The 18,490-nt window shown below is 41.5% G+C and carries 13 protein-coding genes; 8 read left to right on the forward strand and 5 right to left on the reverse strand.

The features are described 5' to 3' along the window. Positions 1 to 90: 90 nt before the first annotated feature. From SYN7502_RS05785 to SYN7502_RS05795, 3 genes are all read left to right on the forward strand, one after another. Positions 91 to 1,005, forward strand: coding sequence for a fatty acid desaturase family protein (locus tag SYN7502_RS05785; RefSeq protein WP_015167938.1), 915 nt, complete (start codon positions 91 to 93; stop codon positions 1,003 to 1,005). Further along, positions 1,002 to 2,009 carry an alpha/beta fold hydrolase gene (locus tag SYN7502_RS05790; RefSeq protein ID WP_015167939.1) on the forward strand — a complete coding sequence of 336 codons (1,008 nt, stop codon included), beginning with the start codon at positions 1,002 to 1,004 and terminating at the stop codon, positions 2,007 to 2,009. The genes SYN7502_RS05785 and SYN7502_RS05790 overlap by 4 nt, the downstream gene beginning before the upstream one ends. A gap of 265 nt (positions 2,010 to 2,274) precedes the next feature. Continuing rightward, complete coding sequence (locus SYN7502_RS05795) at positions 2,275 to 2,853, forward strand: DUF4360 domain-containing protein (protein ID WP_015167940.1); 579 nt, start codon at positions 2,275 to 2,277, stop codon at positions 2,851 to 2,853. 116 nt (positions 2,854 to 2,969) lie between these two features. Here the strand turns inward: SYN7502_RS05795 and SYN7502_RS05800 are convergent, their stop codons facing one another. From SYN7502_RS05800 to SYN7502_RS05810, 3 genes are all read right to left on the reverse strand, one after another. After that, the gene (locus SYN7502_RS05800; protein WP_015167941.1) at positions 2,970 to 3,761 is read right to left on the reverse strand and encodes a hypothetical protein; all 792 of its coding nucleotides are present in this window, start codon (positions 3,759 to 3,761) and stop codon (positions 2,970 to 2,972) included. 92 nt (positions 3,762 to 3,853) lie between these two features. Further along, on the reverse strand, positions 3,854 to 8,893 hold the full coding sequence (locus tag SYN7502_RS05805; RefSeq protein ID WP_168130321.1) for a translocation/assembly module TamB domain-containing protein: 5,040 nt from the start codon (positions 8,891 to 8,893) through the stop codon (positions 3,854 to 3,856). A 125-nt stretch (positions 8,894 to 9,018) separates the two neighbouring features. Next, positions 9,019 to 11,577 carry a DUF3536 domain-containing protein gene (locus tag SYN7502_RS05810; protein ID WP_015167943.1) on the reverse strand — a complete coding sequence of 853 codons (2,559 nt, stop codon included), beginning with the start codon at positions 11,575 to 11,577 and terminating at the stop codon, positions 9,019 to 9,021. 360 nt (positions 11,578 to 11,937) lie between these two features. Here SYN7502_RS05810 and SYN7502_RS05815 point away from each other — a divergent pair, with 360 nt between their 5' ends. The 3 genes from SYN7502_RS05815 to SYN7502_RS05825 all read left to right on the forward strand — a co-directional run bounded on the left by SYN7502_RS05815 (position 11,938) and on the right by SYN7502_RS05825 (position 14,155). Next, on the forward strand, positions 11,938 to 12,396 hold the full coding sequence (locus SYN7502_RS05815) for a hypothetical protein (RefSeq protein WP_015167944.1): 459 nt from the start codon (positions 11,938 to 11,940) through the stop codon (positions 12,394 to 12,396). Between the two features lie 157 nt (positions 12,397 to 12,553). Further along, on the forward strand, positions 12,554 to 13,294 hold the full coding sequence (locus SYN7502_RS05820; protein ID WP_015167945.1) for an ABC transporter ATP-binding protein: 741 nt from the start codon (positions 12,554 to 12,556) through the stop codon (positions 13,292 to 13,294). A gap of 78 nt (positions 13,295 to 13,372) precedes the next feature. Then, positions 13,373 to 14,155 carry an MlaE family lipid ABC transporter permease subunit gene (locus tag SYN7502_RS05825; protein ID WP_015167946.1) on the forward strand — a complete coding sequence of 261 codons (783 nt, stop codon included), beginning with the start codon at positions 13,373 to 13,375 and terminating at the stop codon, positions 14,153 to 14,155. A 67-nt stretch (positions 14,156 to 14,222) separates the two neighbouring features. On the opposite strand, the gene SYN7502_RS05830 is transcribed toward SYN7502_RS05825, so the two are convergent. Then, positions 14,223 to 14,807, reverse strand: a complete 585-nt coding sequence (locus tag SYN7502_RS05830; RefSeq protein WP_015167947.1) for a Uma2 family endonuclease — start codon at positions 14,805 to 14,807, stop codon at positions 14,223 to 14,225. 198 nt (positions 14,808 to 15,005) lie between these two features. Between SYN7502_RS05830 and eno the strand changes: the two genes are divergently transcribed. Further along, positions 15,006 to 16,283 (forward strand): phosphopyruvate hydratase, encoded by a 1,278-nt coding sequence (eno, locus tag SYN7502_RS05835; protein ID WP_015167948.1) that lies wholly within the window; start codon positions 15,006 to 15,008, stop codon positions 16,281 to 16,283. A 3-nt stretch (positions 16,284 to 16,286) separates the two neighbouring features. Here the strand turns inward: eno and SYN7502_RS05840 are convergent, their stop codons facing one another. After that, positions 16,287 to 17,801, reverse strand: a complete 1,515-nt coding sequence (locus tag SYN7502_RS05840; RefSeq protein WP_015167949.1) for a tetratricopeptide repeat-containing S1 family peptidase — start codon at positions 17,799 to 17,801, stop codon at positions 16,287 to 16,289. A gap of 206 nt (positions 17,802 to 18,007) precedes the next feature. Between SYN7502_RS05840 and SYN7502_RS05845 the strand changes: the two genes are divergently transcribed. Further along, the gene (locus SYN7502_RS05845; RefSeq protein WP_015167950.1) at positions 18,008 to 18,421 is read left to right on the forward strand and encodes a (2Fe-2S) ferredoxin domain-containing protein; all 414 of its coding nucleotides are present in this window, start codon (positions 18,008 to 18,010) and stop codon (positions 18,419 to 18,421) included. Positions 18,422 to 18,490 lie beyond the last annotated feature (69 nt).

Genomic DNA, 18,490 nt, shown 5'->3' on the forward strand with positions numbered 1-18,490 from the left:
GCAGCATCTTGATATTCAACATATAATCAAGAAAAACTATCTTCATTTCACTTGTTAAATTTTTTAATTTTTAAATTTGCGATCTGAACTATGGCTAAGCAACTCTTGACTACAGAAGAACTCAAGTCTTTAAATGTCCGCTCCAATACTCAAGGTTTGATCCGCTTGGCTTTTCATTTAGGCGTGATGGGGGTTAGCGGTTATCTGTGGGCAACGAATTTGAGTGGTGATCGCTGGTATATTGCCGTTCCTGCTTTAGTTCTATACGGGTTTAGTTTTGCCATCATGTTCGCACCTCTGCATGAAAGTTCCCATCGTACTGCCTTTGCCAATAATCAGTTGAGTGATGCGATCGCTTGGTTCGCTGGATTACTATCTTTTTATAACAGCACTTTTTATCGGCAATATCACAAATGGCATCACCGTTATACGCAAATTCCCGATCAAGACCCTGAACTCAGTGATCCAAAACCGACAAACTTACAAGAATATTTGCTAGAAATTAGTGGCTTACCTTGGTGGATTGGCAAAATTAAAACCCACTTGCGGGTGGCATCAGGTCTGGTAGATGACTATATTTTTATCCCTGAAGCGCAAAGGAAAGCGGTAATTAGTTCAACTCGATGGCAATTATTAGTGTATGGTTTGGCGATCGCTATTTCCATTGGGTTTAGACAACCTTGGTTTCTCTTATATTGGCTATTACCTTTAGCAGTGGGGCAGCCTTTTTTGCGCTTTATTTTACTTACCGAGCATACAGGTTGCACCAATGATGACAATGGGCTGACTAATACAAGAACTACTCTCACCCTGCCAATTTTACGTTACCTAATGTGGAATATTCCTTTCCATACTGAACATCATCTTTATCCTTCCATTCCCTTTTACTTACTTCCCACTGCCCATGAGAAGTTAAGTAGTCACTTTGCTCACATTGGAGATGGGTATGTGAATGTTAATTTGGAAATAATCAATAATATCAGTGGTCGTGAGATCGCAGTATGAATCTGTTTGTAATTCAAAACTTTGAACTGCAATGTGGAATCGTCCTCCCAGAGGCAAAGCTTGGGTATCAAACCCATGGAGAACTAAATAGCGATCGCTCCAATGTCATTCTGTATCCCACTTCCTACGGCGCACAACACCCCGATATTGAATGGTTAATTGCCAAGGAGGGAATTCTCGATCCAAGTCAATGGTTTATTATCATTCCGAATATGTTTGGGAATGGACTTTCTAGTTCTCCCAGTAATTGTGCAGAATGTGGCTTAGCAGAACAGGGATTTTGGTTTAGCCATTGGGATAATGTGCGTGCCCAAGAACAACTATTACGAAAAGTTTTTGGTATCGAGCGTCTGGCTCTGATCTATGGCTGGTCAATGGGGGCGCAGCAGGCATATCATTGGGGTAGTTTGTATCCAGATCGGGTTGAGAGAATTGCGGCTCTATGCGGTACTGCCCAGACTACCGATCATAATCGAATTTTTTTGGAAAGTTTGCGATCGGCTTTAACCTCTGATCCCACTTGGAATGGTAGCGGCTTTGATGGGTTTCCAGATCGGGGCTTACATACCTTTGCTCTGATCTATGCCAGTTGGGCAGCTTCCCCTGCTTTTTACCAAGCGGGACTGTATTATCAATTTGGCTATAGTTCTTTAGCAGATTATTTAGAACGAGGTTGGGAAGCCAATTATCGTAAACGCGATCCCCGTAATCTGATTGCAATGATCGATACGTGGTTAAGATGTGATGTCAGTGATAATCCCATATATAAGGGTGATTACGCCTTGGCGTTAGCCTCTATTCAAGCCGAAACTCTGGTAATGCCCAGTGCCAGCGATCTTTACTTTACTCCCGCCGATTGCCAAAGGGAAGCAAATATGATTCCTAAAGCTAAGTACCAAGTTATTGCCTCAATTTGGGGACATAGGGCAGGCAATCCCTATCAAAACCCCGAAGACGCTAACTTTATCCGTCAAGCGATCGCTTTATTAATTGCTCCAGTTTAGATATTTGTAGAGAAGCGTAAAAGTTCAGACATCAATCAAAGTACCAATCTTTACTGGTTATTGTCGTAATTTACAAATATTCCTTGGAACAAAATTATGGCTTTAAGAGACATTTATAACTATTGAAGGCAACTTAAAATTACTAAGAAAATTACTGAAAATCATTAAAAGAAATATAAACTTTTAGTCTTTTTTGATTAAAGAACAAGTCAATTAATAGTACTGCTCTTCAAATTCACCAAGGATTTTATCTAGGAATTTACCAATGAATAAATTATTGAAAGCTCTTACTTTCGGAGCGGTTTTATTTGCAGTGACTACTAGTCAAGCATCAGCCGAAAATACAGTAACAATCAAAGGGGCAGGTTATGGCGGTAACGGTTGCCCAAATGACTCAGCCAGCGTTACAGTCAGTCCCGATGGACAGGTGTTAACTATTCTATTTGATAAGTATATTGCCGATGCCAGCAAACCATCTACTGCTAGAAAAAGCTGCAATCTTAGCATCCCTATTTTCATTCCTAATGGGTTCCAAATTTCGCTTTATGATGCCGAATATCGTGGTTATGTAGCTCCTAATACTAGAGGAACTTTACGCTCGGAATATTTCTTTGCGGGCGGTCGAGGTCCAGTATTTCAATCTACCTTCAATGGTGAGACTAACTATGATAAGCAAGATAGTTTAGCAACAGTGGCAAATGTTTGGTCTTCCTGCGGTGCCAGCGTGAATATGCGCGTGAATACTTCTTTGCGGGCTAGTGGTGAAGGCATAGCTACAGTTGACTCCTTTGACTTAACTCATCGAGGTTTGGTTTATCACATCAAGTATCGTAACTGTCAATAGCTATTAGACTTTACCGTAGATCAAAATAATTGTTAAAGCAAAGTGCCAGTGCAGTTGATAAAAACTCTAAAGTTAAGACCTTCTGGATTGGCACCTTATTAATTTTTAGATATTTCCTAGATTACTTTCTCTACGGCTCTTTGTTCTTTCTGTTTTTGTACTAACTTTTTTCTGAGAAAACGTACTCCTATTAATAATGGTACTGATACTATCACTCCTTCCGCAGAGTTGAAATTGAAGGGAACGGCTGTAGAATCGATAGAAGCAATGTAGTTAGCATTTTTACCACTTACTACATTGAAGTCTCCATTTCTAAAAGCAAAGGTATCATTCTCAGTTATAGTGTAGTTATTCAGAGCAGCAATTTCCAGATTACCCCCTAGGTATGTAGGGAAATCAGTTGGATCAAAGTTGCCATAGTTAGATAAGGAAATTACGCCACTGATGGCTAGATTCAATGTACTAGGGTTTAGGTTGTTATTAGTAAAGCTTACGCCGCCATTATACTTAATAGATAAAATACTACTCCCAGCGTTATATGACGTGATCGTAGCCTTAAACGATCCTGTACCGCCTGTGAATCGGAGAGTAGCAAAATAATTCAGGGCATCTTGTAAATTTGCGGGTGGGGTAATAGAACTGTTGATCGTAACGAATTTGATGCCAACATTGGTTATGTCCAATACATAGTTAGTATCTGTGACTTTTGTATAAGAAATTAATGATGGGTCGATGGTAAAGGAAGGATTTATATTTTTATAGGCACCTAAATTAACTGAATTAACGAAAACATTTCCCCCAGTACTTACGCCTGTGAAATTCAAAGGAACCGCCCTCGCACTAGCTACTTGAGACATCATACTCAAGCCAGCTAACCCTAATGCCGAAATAATAGTTTTGAGCTTCATACGATTAATCTATTTGCTTAGTGACTTTGCATATTTAAATTTTAGATTAGGAAATCTTAATATGTCTATAGATCTCGTAACAAAAATAAGTTTTAGAAACGGGCTTCATATTCTACAGATACGCTGTTATTGCCCTTAAGATCAGTATTCGTCAACAGTAAAGTGTTGGGATTGGCACGGTAACGAAATGTATAGTTAGTAACTTGACTGGGATCGTTAAGTACTGATCGCACAGCTATGGAAAAACTGGGGCTGATGGAAATTGCTGCTTCTGCTGCTAGTCCGATGGAGCTTAAGTTTCCACCACTGGCAGAGGTGGTTGTGGGGCTGAGATTAAACTCACTTAGGTTTAAAGCATCGCCAATTAGGTCTTGAAGAAAACCAATAATCGTACCGCCCGCCAGGTTAGCTAAAACTGCTGTGGGATCGCTGCCTCCCTGTTGTAATAAACCACCGCCTAAAAGGGTTAAGATTTCCGACTGGCTGCGAGGTGGGCTACTGCGTAATTCAATATTGGGACTTTGGACAGAACCTGTGACGCTGGCTTGAATCTGGATCGTGCGTTGCGCGCCTAAATTGCTCACGGGAATATTGGTGGGATTAAAGGAATTGATTAAACTATCATCAACACGGGTACGGGTTACCTCTGGGATCGTTCCTAAAACTCTGACATTCAGATTAGGGTTAAGCCCTTGGGAAGGGACAAAATCCGCATAGTTTTCAAAATCCCGATCTAGCCGTAGCCTTGTGGAAATCGTATTAATCTGCCCGCGCTCAATATTGACTCTACCACTAGGACGAATATCCCGTAAGGAACCATTAACCGTTAGCTCTCCGTTTGCCAGTAAGTTCAGCAATGGAAACCTTGTGACTTGAATATTCTTGCCAAGGCTAACTAGCAGATTATTAAAGCCGATATTGAATTGATCTCGTTCGAGACTACGACCATCGGCGGGAGCTTCTTCACCAATAATTACCCGTCCATCCGAGATAGCAACCTTACCCGATACTTCAGGGAATAAAAGAGACCCACGGACTGTTAAAACCCCGTTAGCAAGACCTGTATAAAGATTTTTAAGATCGAGATTTAGTTTGTCAGCAATGATTGTGAGAGGATTATCGTAACTGGAGTCGGTAGGTGTAATTAAGTTGGGATTAGCGATCGCCATCACCCCATTAGCTGAAAAGTTACCCTGACTGAACTTACCGCTTAAGCTGGCTTTAAAGCGATCGAGATTAAAATTAATTTTGCCCTGTACCTGTGTAACATCACTAGGTAATCCTGCCACTTGAAATGCAGCTTGATCTAGGGTAACGCTCCCCCGCACTTTAGGATCATCTAGCGTCCCACCAATGGTAATCATGCCCGTACCCTGTCCATCTAACCAACGCACGGGGGCATTGAGAATATTGATAAATGCTAGTCCTCCATTCTTAACACTAATGTCAATATTTAAGGATTTGCTGAGGGATGTACTGGCAGAGCCGACTAGATCACACAAAAGCCTTAGGGAACTTCCATCAGGAATGGGGCAGAACTGATAGGGAACATCAGCCTTAATTTGAATAGGTTCAGATTGGGCATTGATGGTTACAACTTTGCCATTAAATTTGAAGCGTCCGTTGGCATAGTCAAAATCTCCACCTACTTCATCAAGGGCTTGACGGTTAATCGTGGCATTATCGAGGCTAATTTTACCCATTGCCTTGGGGTTGAATAGCCCCCCACTCAGGTTTGCAAATCCATTGGCAAGTCCAGTGATATCGACGGGCAAGCTATTAAAGAACGGAATAGGACGTAGGGACTCCACGGGAAAGTTGGCTAGATCGACTCTGCCAATTAATGACTTTAGGGTAATGCGGGTGTTGGTAATTTGCCCAAAGCGATCGCCTGATTGGAGTTTAACCGTATCTAAAACTAGAACATCTTTATTAAAACTACCCTTGAGCTTGACATCATCCACCGCAAATTTGCCATAGTCCCAGCCTGTCCCCATTAAATCAAAGCCTAATTTCAGCCCTTGGTTGGGTAAAAGCGCAAACTTAATCTCTCCTGCTAAGCTGCCTTTAAATTCGGAAAGACTAGGAAAGCTACCCGTGGCTTCAGAAAGTTCCTGTTGATCTTTGCGGGCTTTAATTTGGGAAAAGTATTGGAGTTGCTGATAAAAAGATTGACTCTTGTCAACTTTGGGTAGGGATGCCAAAGTCGAGGCTTTACCATATTGAGGTGGACTGAGGACATTGGTAATATCACTAAACTCTTCTAGTTTTAGAAAGTTAAAGAGTTCAGCTACTGATCCAGACTCAATCTTAATTTTGCCCTGTAGTGTGGTGGATGGGGTTGAACTATATGCCAGCTCAAACTTGTATTTGGATGCTTGGTTGGGAGAGATTTGCAGCAGTCCATTCCTAATTCCTAGATTGCCTTTATTAAAGTTAACTTTCGCCGCCAGTCTATTAGCCTGCACTTGTCCAAATCTGGGCTTGGTAATCTCTATATCTCCGATCGCTTGGATTTGATTATTGAGGTTAACTACTAACTCGCTGGATAGGCTGCCATCAATTAGGTCTGGTTGTCCTGCGATCGCCCCGATTAAGGATAAAGATAAATCTGTTACTTTGATTGCTAGGTCTTGATTTTTGAGGCGATTTCCCACAACTGAGGTTGAGGCTAACTTGATATTAAAATCTATAGGTTGGAATGTAGGGTCTAAACGGACTGCGAGGCGATCAGTTTTTCCTTGTAAATTTGTGGTTAAGCCCGTTTGAGAATTAAATTCTAAAAATCCTGTAATTAGCGGATCAAACTTTCTTGCGCCTAAACCTAAATTCACAAGCTTGACTATACCTTTAACTTGTGGATTAAATTGTGGATTAACTCGAGAGGATGCTGCATTAACAACTCCACTCACTTCGCCAGTAAAAGCTACTTTACCTTGGGGTAAAAAGCTAGGGTTAATGTTCCTGCCTAAAGCAACTAATTCGGGAAGATCAAATTCCTGTAAACTAATCTTGGCAAGTAATTTGATTTGATTTAAAGTCCCGCTAATCTTGGCATTGAAGTCTATGGTGCCATTAGTAACTTGGAGAATAGGGGGTAAAAATGCTTGAAACTTTTGAATTTGCTGCCGTGAGAGCGATCGCAGATTGAAATCAACATTGGTAATCGCTAAATCCCGATCCAGACTGATCACGCCATTGCCGCCCACATAGTTGCCTAACTGTAATTGTGGTACTTTGAGGTTCCTCCCATTCCAATTAATCGTTGCTGTAATCAAGTCTGGAAGTTGCGTTATTTGTAAATCCAGATTGCCATTGGCATTAATGTCCTTGGGGGCAAAACTGCCTTCGGGACTGCTTAGTTTCAGTAACCCAAATAAATTGCCTGTGTTTAGTGCCTTAGGTAAGAGATTACTGGGAAATACAGATAAAGGTGTACCATTGCTGGATAGCTCTAGTTGCCATGGGCGTTTACCATCTAAAGAAATTGCCCCACTTAAACCCAGATTACCTGTGGGAAACTGCACCCTAGTATTGCGTAGAGTTGCGATATTATCGACAATTTCCACTTCCCCATTAGTGGGATAAAGAGCCTGTGGAGCTTGAAAGTTAGCACGAATTGTCGGATTATTAACCTCCCCATTAATTTGCACCTGGGCAGTAACCGCACCAATGGGAATCGGCAGTTTAGTATTGTAAAGGGCAGCGATCGCCTCGCTATTAATATTTTCCAAGCCTAAGTTAAACTGAAGTCCTATGCTATTCGGTTTTGGCTGTTTCCCAATTTCCTGTGGTTGTCCCAAAGAAAGAATACCGTTACCAACTAGATTCCCAATGGCATTGGATTTAGCTTTAATTTGCCTAAAAATTAGCGATCGCTCATCCTTATTTTCAATCTGCCCCTGTACTTGGCTAACCACAAACCGATCAACGGTAATTGACTTCGTAGAACTAAAAGTAGCAGTAATTTGGGGCTTTTTACCAAAAATCTTGCCATTAAGCTTAATTTCCCCTGTTATGGGCAGTGAGGGTTTTAAGTCAAGGCTAGCCAATGCCTTAGCAATATCCGTCGGTTCTAGAGCTATATCTAAATTGAGTCCCGATAGATTGACAGTACCATTCACTTTTCCCACAAGGCTGCCATAGTTACCTGAAATGCCTCGGAGAGTTGCGATTTTACCATCAAAGGCGATCGCCCCGGAGATATTTTTAACTGGCTTGGGTAAGTCTGGGATTTTTATACTTACATCATGAATTTTAATATTGCCATCAATATCAGCTTGATTATTTCCTGCTTTAAGCCTAAAGCCGACAGTCCCATCCGCTTTACCTTGGAGAGGTGTAATTGGCAAATTAGGAAAAAAGCCATCAATTACCGAGATGCCTATATCTTGTGATCGCAACTGTAAATTGCCTGAACCATTGGTCAGATTAAATTCAGCTTTGGTAATACTAAGGGTACCATTGGGGTTTTGGGCGGCGATCGCTTTCCTTAGTGCGGTTGGGGTAGGAATATTAGCATTTAAAAACCTTATCCCCAGAACTTGCCCCGCACCCTGAAACTGCACCCCTTGACGAGTTGGATCAATTATCTGCCAGTTACTGCTTAGGTTTAGCTTAGTTAAAGTAATCGCCTTTTGGGAATTTAGGGGCTGGAGGGTAAGGTCAGCATCCTCAATTTTAACTGAGCGCAAATCAATGGTTCCCACCTCTGTGCTAGTGGATGGTTTAATCAGTTGAGGCAAGTACTGTCCATTGGCAAAATCCTGCCTTAGAAAGACATGGGGTTTAACTACGGTGACATCTAAACCAAGTTGGCGAGTCTGGATATAGTTCCACAGATCAACCTGCACATCGATCGCTTCCGACACAAGAAAATTTGGCTCTGAGTCGGTTGTAGGGATTTCAGTTTGACCAAATCTCACCCCATTCCAACTAAAGCGATCCACTCCCCCCAAATTTACGGGTCGATTTAATAACTTAGATAGCTCAGTTTGAACTAATGGCGACAATTGCTGTTCGAGGAAATATTTACCATAGAAAAATGCAGCTAAACATGAACCAGATAATCCCAAGGCAGCGATCGCTAGCAACTGGTTACGTCTTTTTTTTGGTTGTGGTAGTTGTTCCACAAGTTTTCCCCCCACACTTTCCATTCCCAAATGTTATACCACTTATCCCGAAATTAGAATTCCAAAATTAAAGTTCTAAAATTAGAGTCTTAAATCAGAAAGAGATATTCATTTGGGGAAATTCGTTAAATCTGACAGGCAATCCCAATTTTTTCACCTAATGTCAATAGCTGTGATCGGTCTGCGGCTATTAAATCCTGATCTTCTTCAGTGGTAACTTTAGTCAAATAGCTAAGATATAATTCCTGAGAGCGATCAAGATTTAATGGGATTTTTAAGTCTTGAGCTAGCTGTAGTACCTGCCCAACCTGGTTAACACTATAGGAAATACTTTGATCGTCTCCACTATAAACTAGATGCCAGAGATGATTAAGAATTACTCGTTCGAGGATTTTTGCGGATTCAATTTGATCTAGACTACAACCTAAATGATTCGCCTCCTTAACTACAGCGTCTAATTGGGTAATGGGAAGTTTTTCTCCTGCTTCAAGGCGTTTTAAGTCGGCAAGTAACCGATGATTTAAGGTAATCTCCGCTGCCACCTGGAGTTCTTTGGGTACTGGCAAACCATCGCGGCGAAAGGAAGCAAGAATACCGTAATTATCTCGATAGACTTGGGCATAGAGTTGATCTAAGCGCAGTAAGGTTTCGCCTGAAAGTAAGTGCAGAATCCGATGCCTTTCCTCGGCAAATAGATGTTGCAGGCTAAAGTATTCATTCCCAAATGCCCTAGCTATGGACAAGATTATGCCCGCCGCACTAGCATGTTTGAGTGCCGCAAAGCAGTCCAGCTTAATCTCTTCGTAATCCTTTCTGCCACTAAATTGCTTGATACCGCAGTGAAAGTCATAGCCTCCAAGATGAACAACGGCAAATATATATTCCACAGACTCTTGGGTAATGCTGGAAATAATATGAATATGCCCGATCGCCAAAGCCATCGATCCAATCCGTTCCAGTTGATAATCCAGTTGATTAATAGCGTAGCAATATAGCTGCTGAGCATCTTCCCGTAAATAGTTAGTAAATAGGGAGCTAACAGCATAGTCGGCTGCCACCTGTTTCATGGTGATCTTAAAAGGATTAACAAGCTGACGATAGACCTCAGCCCCATTGCCAAAATCCTCGACATTACTAGGACATTGAGCTAACCTCTGCACAAATTCTGACTCTAGGAGAATGCCAGTTACATCGGCTGCTAGTTCGATCGCTCGGGCAGCATAACGTAAAATTTGTACCCCTTCAGGACGAGATAGTTCCTCAAAAAACCAACCACAGCTAGTAAACATTAATAGAGCATGACGCTGCATTTCCAAAAGTCTAAGGGCATCAACTTGTAAATGAGTGGATTTTGATGGTGCCGAAATTATGCCTGCTTTACCATAGGTACTAAAAAAATCATCTAGGGTATTTTGGCTATTGATAGTGCCATGCCGTAAAGAATCCCTGAGGACATGAATATAGCCATCCCTTGCTGCCCAAGGATCATTAAAATATTTAGCACCTGCTTCACCGAAAATTACTTCTAGGCGATCGCGTAACCAATTTAAAGCTTGGCGTAGGGGCTTCCGCCATTTGCCAAAACCGACATCGGCACCACAACCACAGTCATCTTGCCATCGATCTACACCGTGGGCGCAACTCCAAGCCGTAACTGGTTTAATTTCTACTTCCCAAGTGGGCGGAAATAAGCTGAGATAGTGGGCATAATTAGTTACCTGCCAACCCCGTCGTGGAAATTCTTCGGTAAAGGCGTAGGCGATCGCTTTTTCCGTAAAGTGCTTATGATGTCCAAAGGTTTCACCATCGGTTGCCACAGAAATTAACTGAGAGGAACGATGATCTCCCCGTACAGCCCGTCCTAATCTTGCCGCTAGATTATGGGAGCTATTAAGTAAATCGCTAAAACCCATATCACGGGAAATGGGACCATCATAAAAGAAAATATCTATGTATGCCGAGTTAGGATCGGAAGAATCTAAGTAGCAACGATAGGGACGGTTGGGATCGATTTGCCCACCATTTACCTCTGTCCAAACTTCTTTCCAAGACTGGCGATCGCTAGAACCAAGAGGACGACAACGCTGAGCCTGAGACGGAGCTAGGACAATAAATTTAATCCCTTCGGCAATCAAAGCTTCTAGGGTTGGATAATCCACAGCCGTTTCTGCCAACCACATGCCTTCGGTATCTCGCCCAAATCGGGCTTTAAAGTCAGCTTTGCCCCAACGAATTTGCGTCAGCTTATCCCTAGGGTTAGCTAAGGGCATAATAATATGATTGTAAACTTGGGCGATCGCGTTACCATGTCCGTCTAGTCGTTCAGCCGAGGCTTTATCCCCATCAATAATACGCTGATAGACTTCGGGATCATACTGTTCTAGCCAAGACAATAACGTGGCACCAATGTTAAAACTCAGGTATTCAAAGTTATTAACTATTCTTAAAATCTTGCCATTACTATTCAGAATGCGGGCAAAGGCATTGGGACGATAGCACTCGTGGTGAATCCGTTGGTTCCAGTCATGAAAGGGAAAAGCTCCCTCTTGAGTTTCGATCGCATTCAAGTAGGGATTCTCACGGGGAGGCTGATAAAAATGCCCATGCATGGTGATATAAACTCCCGAATCAACCAAGGAGTTAGCAGTCTGTGTAGCAATGGGAGAAGATGAAGCAATAGTCACGATGATTGCCCTATGGGGTGAATATTTAATTTAATGACTTAATTTAATGATTTAAATAACTGACAAAACGTTCTGCAAATTTTAAATAACCTACAACGTTAAAGCAAGAAACTCCTGACATACAATGTTTTCTTAATAGTTCTCTTAACAACTGTCACAAGTGAGGTAATCGGGTGATGGGGAGCTATCAGCCAGAAGTCAGTAATAGCAATTAAAGCATTAGATAAGTCGATTTCGCTCTCTGCTGCTATACCAGTTAGTTCTGAAAAGTGCTGTATATTACATTGATACTACTGCTCGCTTATACATTCTTAATAATTTATAATTTGATTCGCAGCAGCTTATATTTATCCATTACTAATGGCGATCGCTCTATCTTTGTCTCCTGAAGAGGCTTTAGGTTATCTGGCACGGATTCATAGCATCATTGTAATTACTCATGCCACACCACCATTGGCAGTGATTAATCAAAGAATCTACATTCATACCCTTGGGTTTCCTGATCACCCTGAATTAATGCAAGGATGTTTTGAGATTTTAGAAGAATTTGGATTTACGCCAGAAACATTTCCTGCCTTCACGATCCAAGGATATGCAACTGTTGGGGAAGTGTTTAGGTATGAAGCTCGAAAATTTAGTCAGGATCGCCATGCTCACGGACATTCTGAAAGTTTAACGGAATATAGGTCAAGGTTAGATCTGCGATCGCCAGTTTGGGGAGTGCGATTTATTGATACTTACATTTTAGAGGAGCCAATTACGGATATTTTACCTCCCGTTGGGATTGAGAGTAATAGGTTTTGGCACTTTGGCGAATAACTCTACCTTTTTGAGTCAAGAGCCTTGTTGAGCCAAAAAAATGCGTGGAAAGCTAGAAATTTTAGATGTAAAAATCCTAGAGTTTATCCCTATTGTTCCTTCTGGGATATGATCCAAGAAATTTAAAATTTATAAGTGCGGCATTGCCAAGTAGTTCATGAATAGTGATTCTCCGATATTGACAGTTAAAGATGTGATCGCAGGCTATGTAGCTGGGGTAGATATTTTACAGGGCATTAACATAGTGGTGCATACAGGGGAATTAGTAACTGTAATTGGTGCCAATGGTGCGGGGAAATCTACTCTGGCGAAAATGATTTTTGGTTTAGTCCCTGTGCGATCGGGAGAAGTGATATTTAACGGGAAAAGAATTGATGGGTTGTTACCTAATCAGATCGTATTGGAAGGTATGGGTTATGTACCACAGGTTGCTAATGTGTTCCCATCCTTGAGTATTTCCGAAAATCTTGATATGGGGGGATATACAACTGGCACCAACATTCAAGCCCAAAAACAAAAAATCTATGATATTTTTCCTGCTTTAGCAAAAAGACAACGACAGAGGGCAGGTACTCTTTCGGGGGGAGAACGCCAAATGTTGGCAATGGGTAGAGCTTTGATGGTGTCGCCAAAATTGTTAATTTTAGATGAGCCGACGGCTGCACTTTCACCGATTTTAGTCCAGGATGTATTTAATTTAATTCAGTATGTTAATCGTCTGGGGACTACGATTATTTTAGTAGAACAAAATGCCCGTAAGGCTCTAGCGATCGCCCATCGAGGTTACGTTTTAGATGCAGGAAAAGATCGCTTTGAGGGTAAAGGTAGTGACTTACTTAATGATCCTAAAATTGGAGAGTTATATTTGGGCATTAGTCACGGGCAAGGACAAGATTGAGTGTTATTCTGCAATAAATTAAAACTCTATTCAATTTAGATTTAAACCCTATAAACTGCTAAAAAAATTGCTAAAAGCATGAATAATTTAGGTATCTGGTTTGTTAAAGTCCTTCAGACCTTTTTGCTGGCAGGACAGGTAGTATGGCACCTTCTAGTAAAAAGAAAATTACATTGGCGTAATACCCTAGAGCAAATGTCAGCAGTTGGTACAGAGTCTTTATTAATTACTCTAGTGACAGCTAGTTTTGTGGGCGGAGTATTTACAATTCAAGTAGCTAAGGAATTTATTAATTTTGGAGCGCAGCAAGCGATTGGAGGAGTTTTAGCGATCGCCCTGACCAGAGAACTATCACCAGTATTAACGGCTGTAATTATTGCGGGACGAGTGGGATCGGCATTTGCGGCAGAAATCGGTACCATGCAGGTTACGGAACAAATCGATGCTCTGTATATGCTGCGAACTGATCCTATCGATTATTTGATTACACCTAGGGTAATTGCCTGTATTTTAATGCTGCCGATTCTCACAACCCTATCGCTATTAACGGGGATGACAGGAGGCATTTTAATTTCCCAGAGTCTTTATAATATCCCCCAAGCTGTGTTTCTAAACTCAGTCTTAAATTTCTTAAAAACGTGGGACTTAATTAGTGCCGTGATCAAATCCATTGTGTTTGGTGGACTGATCGCTCTGATTGGTGCAAATTGGGGAATTACTACTACTGGCGGCGCAAAGGGGGTAGGACAATCAACTACTACGGCAGTGGTAACAGCGTTACTGGCAATATTTATATCTAATTTTCTACTGACTTGGTTACTATTTGGGGATGTGGGTAAAAATTTAGCTGGGTCTTTTTAATTGATTAAATTAAATTGATTGAATAATTTGATCCTAAGATTTCCTATTGGTTAAGTACTCCTCTAACCTAGTTATTTGTAAATATTTCTGATAATTCCAGTACAAAATTTGGCAGGATGTTCTCACCAGAGACACTGATCGGAGATTGCAAGATTTGTACCACTTGGTTAGGACGATAGATTTCTACAGTTCTCTGCTTGGGATCAATGAGCCATCCCATTTGGCAGTCGTTATCTATGTATTCCTGCATTTTAACTTGAAGTGGTTTGAGGCTATCTGTGGGCGATCGCAACTCCACCACAAAATCAGGACATAGGGGGAGAAATTTTTGACGTTGTTCTAGTGTAAATGCGGCTAATCTTTCTAGTTTTAACCACGAAGCATCGGGCGATCGCTCTGCCCCATTAGGCAAAATAAAACCCGTTGATGAATCACATACCTTCCCTAATTTGTACTGACGATTCCAAGCTTGAAGTTGATAGATCAGATCGCTGTTACGATTACCAGTTTCAAATCCAGTGGGAGGCATAATCACTAGTTCTCCATTACTACTCCGTTCGATTCTTACATCTCGGTTTTGTTGGCAAACTTCAAATAACTGATCAGGGGTTAGATCAATTGTGGGCTTGAGATTTAAAGTGATAGATTCCATAGCACACTACCTAATTCATGATTGGCTTGATTGGTTTGATTTTATCTTAGCTAATGCCCAATCCACGACGGAGAGTAATTATATGGCTATATATTTAGGGATAATTTCAAGATATAGGGGAAATCTTTGCAGATAGAAGGTTGCCAGATGCCAAAGACTTGAGTTTAATAGTATTTATACTAAGCATGGAAAAAAACAGTGACTAAACCAAGTGCGATCGCTAATATCACGGCACAGGAAATCCTAGATTCACGGGGAAGACCAACCATTGAGGCAACAGTCCAGCTTGAATCTGGAGTAATAGGATTGGCTCAAGTCCCCAGTGGTGCTTCTACGGGTAGTTTTGAGGCTCATGAATTGCGGGATGGCGATAAAAGTCGATATGGCGGGAAAGGTGTATTAACTGCCGTACGGAATGTCACCGAGAAGATTTTGCCAGTATTAAAAGGTTTAGATGCCCTTGATCAAGAAACCTGCGATCGCACCATGCTGAAACGAGATGGATCGCAAAATAAATCTAATCTGGGCGCAAATGCAATTTTAGCGGTGTCCTTGGCAACTTCTAAGGCGGCAGCAAATTACTTACAACTGCCTCTATATCGTTATTTGGGCAGCAGTATCTCCAACGTTCTGCCCGTCCCCCTAATGAATGTGATTAATGGTGGTTCCCATGCGGATAACAACGTAGATATTCAGGAATTTATGATTGTGCCAGTGGGCGCACCGAGCTTTAAGGAAGCTTTGCGCTATGGGGCAGAGGTGTTTGCCAAATTGCAATCGGTTCTCCATGCCAAAGGTCTAGCCACAGGGGTGGGAGATGAAGGTGGATTTGCACCTAATTTGGAGTCTAATCAAGCAGCTTTAGAATTATTAATTCAAGCCATTAGTCAAGCGGGATATACCCCCGGCAAAGACATTGCCCTAGCCCTAGATGTGGCTTCTAATGAGCTTTATAAAGATGGCTTATATTATTTTGATGGCAAAGGTCACACCGCATCCGAAGCGATCGCCTATTACGAAGGTTTAATTTCTCAGTATCCAATTATTTCCATTGAAGATGGGTTACAGGAAGAAGACTGGGCAAACTGGCAGCTTATGACCAAGCAATTAACTAATACTCAGCTTGTGGGCGATGATTTATTTGTCACGAATCAAACTCGCCTAGAAAGGGGAATTAAAGAAGGTTGTGCCAATGCTATTCTTATTAAGCTAAATCAAATTGGTAGCCTCACCGAAACCCTTGAAACCATTGCTACCGCAGATAAAAATGGTTATCGCTCTGTAATTAGTCATCGTTCGGGTGAAACAGAAGATACTACAATCGCTGATTTGGCTGTGGCAACAAGGGCGGGACAAATTAAAACTGGTTCTTTGTGTAGAAGCGAAAGAATTGCTAAATATAACCGTTTACTACGAATTGAGGCAGAACTTGGCGATCGGGCAGTTTATGCTGGGACAGTTGGCTTAGCGGTTTAATGTTTATTGATTCAGAAAGCTTAAATCTTCAATAAAGCCTTGAGGCGAACTGATGGCAGTACTTTGGGCTGTTTGGCGATCCCTTTGCGCTAGATTGGTATTGCCCAATCCCAGATAAGCAGCAGCACGAGCTTCGTAGGCATAACTGATATTTGGGTTAATAGCGATCGCCTCATTTAGTATAGTCAGAGCCTGTTGGTAATTCTGGGTGGCAATTAGTAGCTGCCCTAAAAGCACCCGACTGCCGGCAGATTGAGGATTAATTTGTAAAGCTTTCTCCACAAATGAAAATGCCTTTGGTAAATTACGCCTCAAGGCATACAGTAATCCAAGGTTGTAGTAAGCATAATAGGAGTTGGGATCGAGGTCGATTGCTTGCTCTAGATCGGTTTGGGCAGAATCCGAGTCTTGAAGATTGGCATTGACTAATCCCCGCACGTTGTAGGCGATCGATAGTTTTGGGTCTAGTTTAATCGCGCGATCGCAGAAACCTAATGCCTGTTGCCATTGATGCAATTCGTTTAACAGAAAACATTTCCCCGCATAACCAGTAGCATAATTGGGAGCGATCGCAATTACACTTTCCATATCAGCTAAGCCTTTACCAATTTGATTGAGCATATAGTTAGCCGCACCCCTAGCAGTATAAGCACGCAGGTATTTAGGATTAAGTTGAATTGCCCGATCCATCATGGCAATAGCTTCTGCCCATTTACCTCGACGAAAGCGATCGACACCCTGCAAGAAAAAGTCGTCGGACTTCGGAGCAGCAACCACAGGCGAAGAGCCAAGTGCCACTTCTGAAAACTTTAATCCTAATCCATTTGAGAGCTTTAGGACTGTGGATATAGTAATTCCAAGATTAAAGCCAGTTTTAATCCTAACATTCTCATTAATCTCGGAAGGTTTACTACTTTCTTGAAAATCTCCCCGTCCATGAATAGCAATTAACTCGCCATCGGCATTAAAAACAGGTCCACCGCTCATTCCTGGTAAAGTATTGTTGCTATAAACCAGAGAATATCCGTAGGACAGAGGACGGGCAGCATTAGCGGTAACTTTACCTTCCGTAAAATTGTAGATAGTTTTGGTAATGACTTGAGTTACCGATGGGAAGCCAGATACATAGACCGTTGCACCTTCCGAAGATTTATTAGCATCCCCCAACTTGGCAACTTGCAGACTCGTTTTACTCGTGAATTTAACTGTGGCTAAGTCAGCATCTGGAGTGATTGTCGTGCCAGTAATTGCATATTTCTGCCCATTTGGAGTGATAATTTCTAAGGATTTGGGTCGATCCTTCACCACATGGGCGGCGGTCAAAACCGTGTAAGTATCTCCATCCTTGGTAATCAAAACCCCAGAACCATTAGATTCATCCGTCGTAATCATGACCGTAACCGCTTTAGCAACTTTCCCCACCTCTGTCGCCGACATGCCCCAAGCCGATCGGAGAAAAGATGTGAAGGTAATTCCGTGGAGAAGTATGAGCGTACATAGGTAGGGTTTAATTCGCATGATCGCACTAATAAACTCAAGTTCATTTTAATGCTATGTTCTTTAATCACTATAGTATCTTGGGGATTAGCGGTGACCAACTAGTGTAAGCATCATACCAATAACCATTGCTGGTGTAGATTCTAGCAGGCTCTAAGTTGTTTTTAGCCGCACAGCCCCTATGGGTAATGAGTTAGACTAAAAGCCAAGCTAAATTTAAATTCCCCATGAGTACAGTTGATATTCTTGATTTACGCAATTTACCAAATTTACCAAATTTAAAAGAATCACTGCATAATCAAGTCAAAAAGCTAAACATCGATAAAATTCAAAAGCATTTATTTCTTTGCGCTGATCAAACTAAGCCATTATGCTGTTCTAAGCAGATTAGTTTGGATAGCTGGGATTACTTAAAGCGGCGGCTGAAAGAACTAAATTTAGAGACTTATATATTTCGGACTAAGGCAAATTGTTTAAGGGTATGTGGGCATGGTCCAATTTTAGTAGTTTATCCAGATCGTATTTGGTACCACTCCGTAACTATCCCTGTAGTTGAAAGAATTATCCAAGAACATATTATTGGTGGTCAAGTCGTTGAAGAGTTTAGTTTTTATGGCGTTATAGATAGTGAATCAAAATGATGTAGCACAGACGAAATAGATAGAGCATTAAGTCTGAACTTTTACAGCTAGGATAAACTGGCTCTAACC

The organism is Synechococcus sp. PCC 7502 (assembly GCF_000317085.1).
Lineage (GTDB): Bacteria > Cyanobacteriota > Cyanobacteriia > Pseudanabaenales > Pseudanabaenaceae > PCC-7502.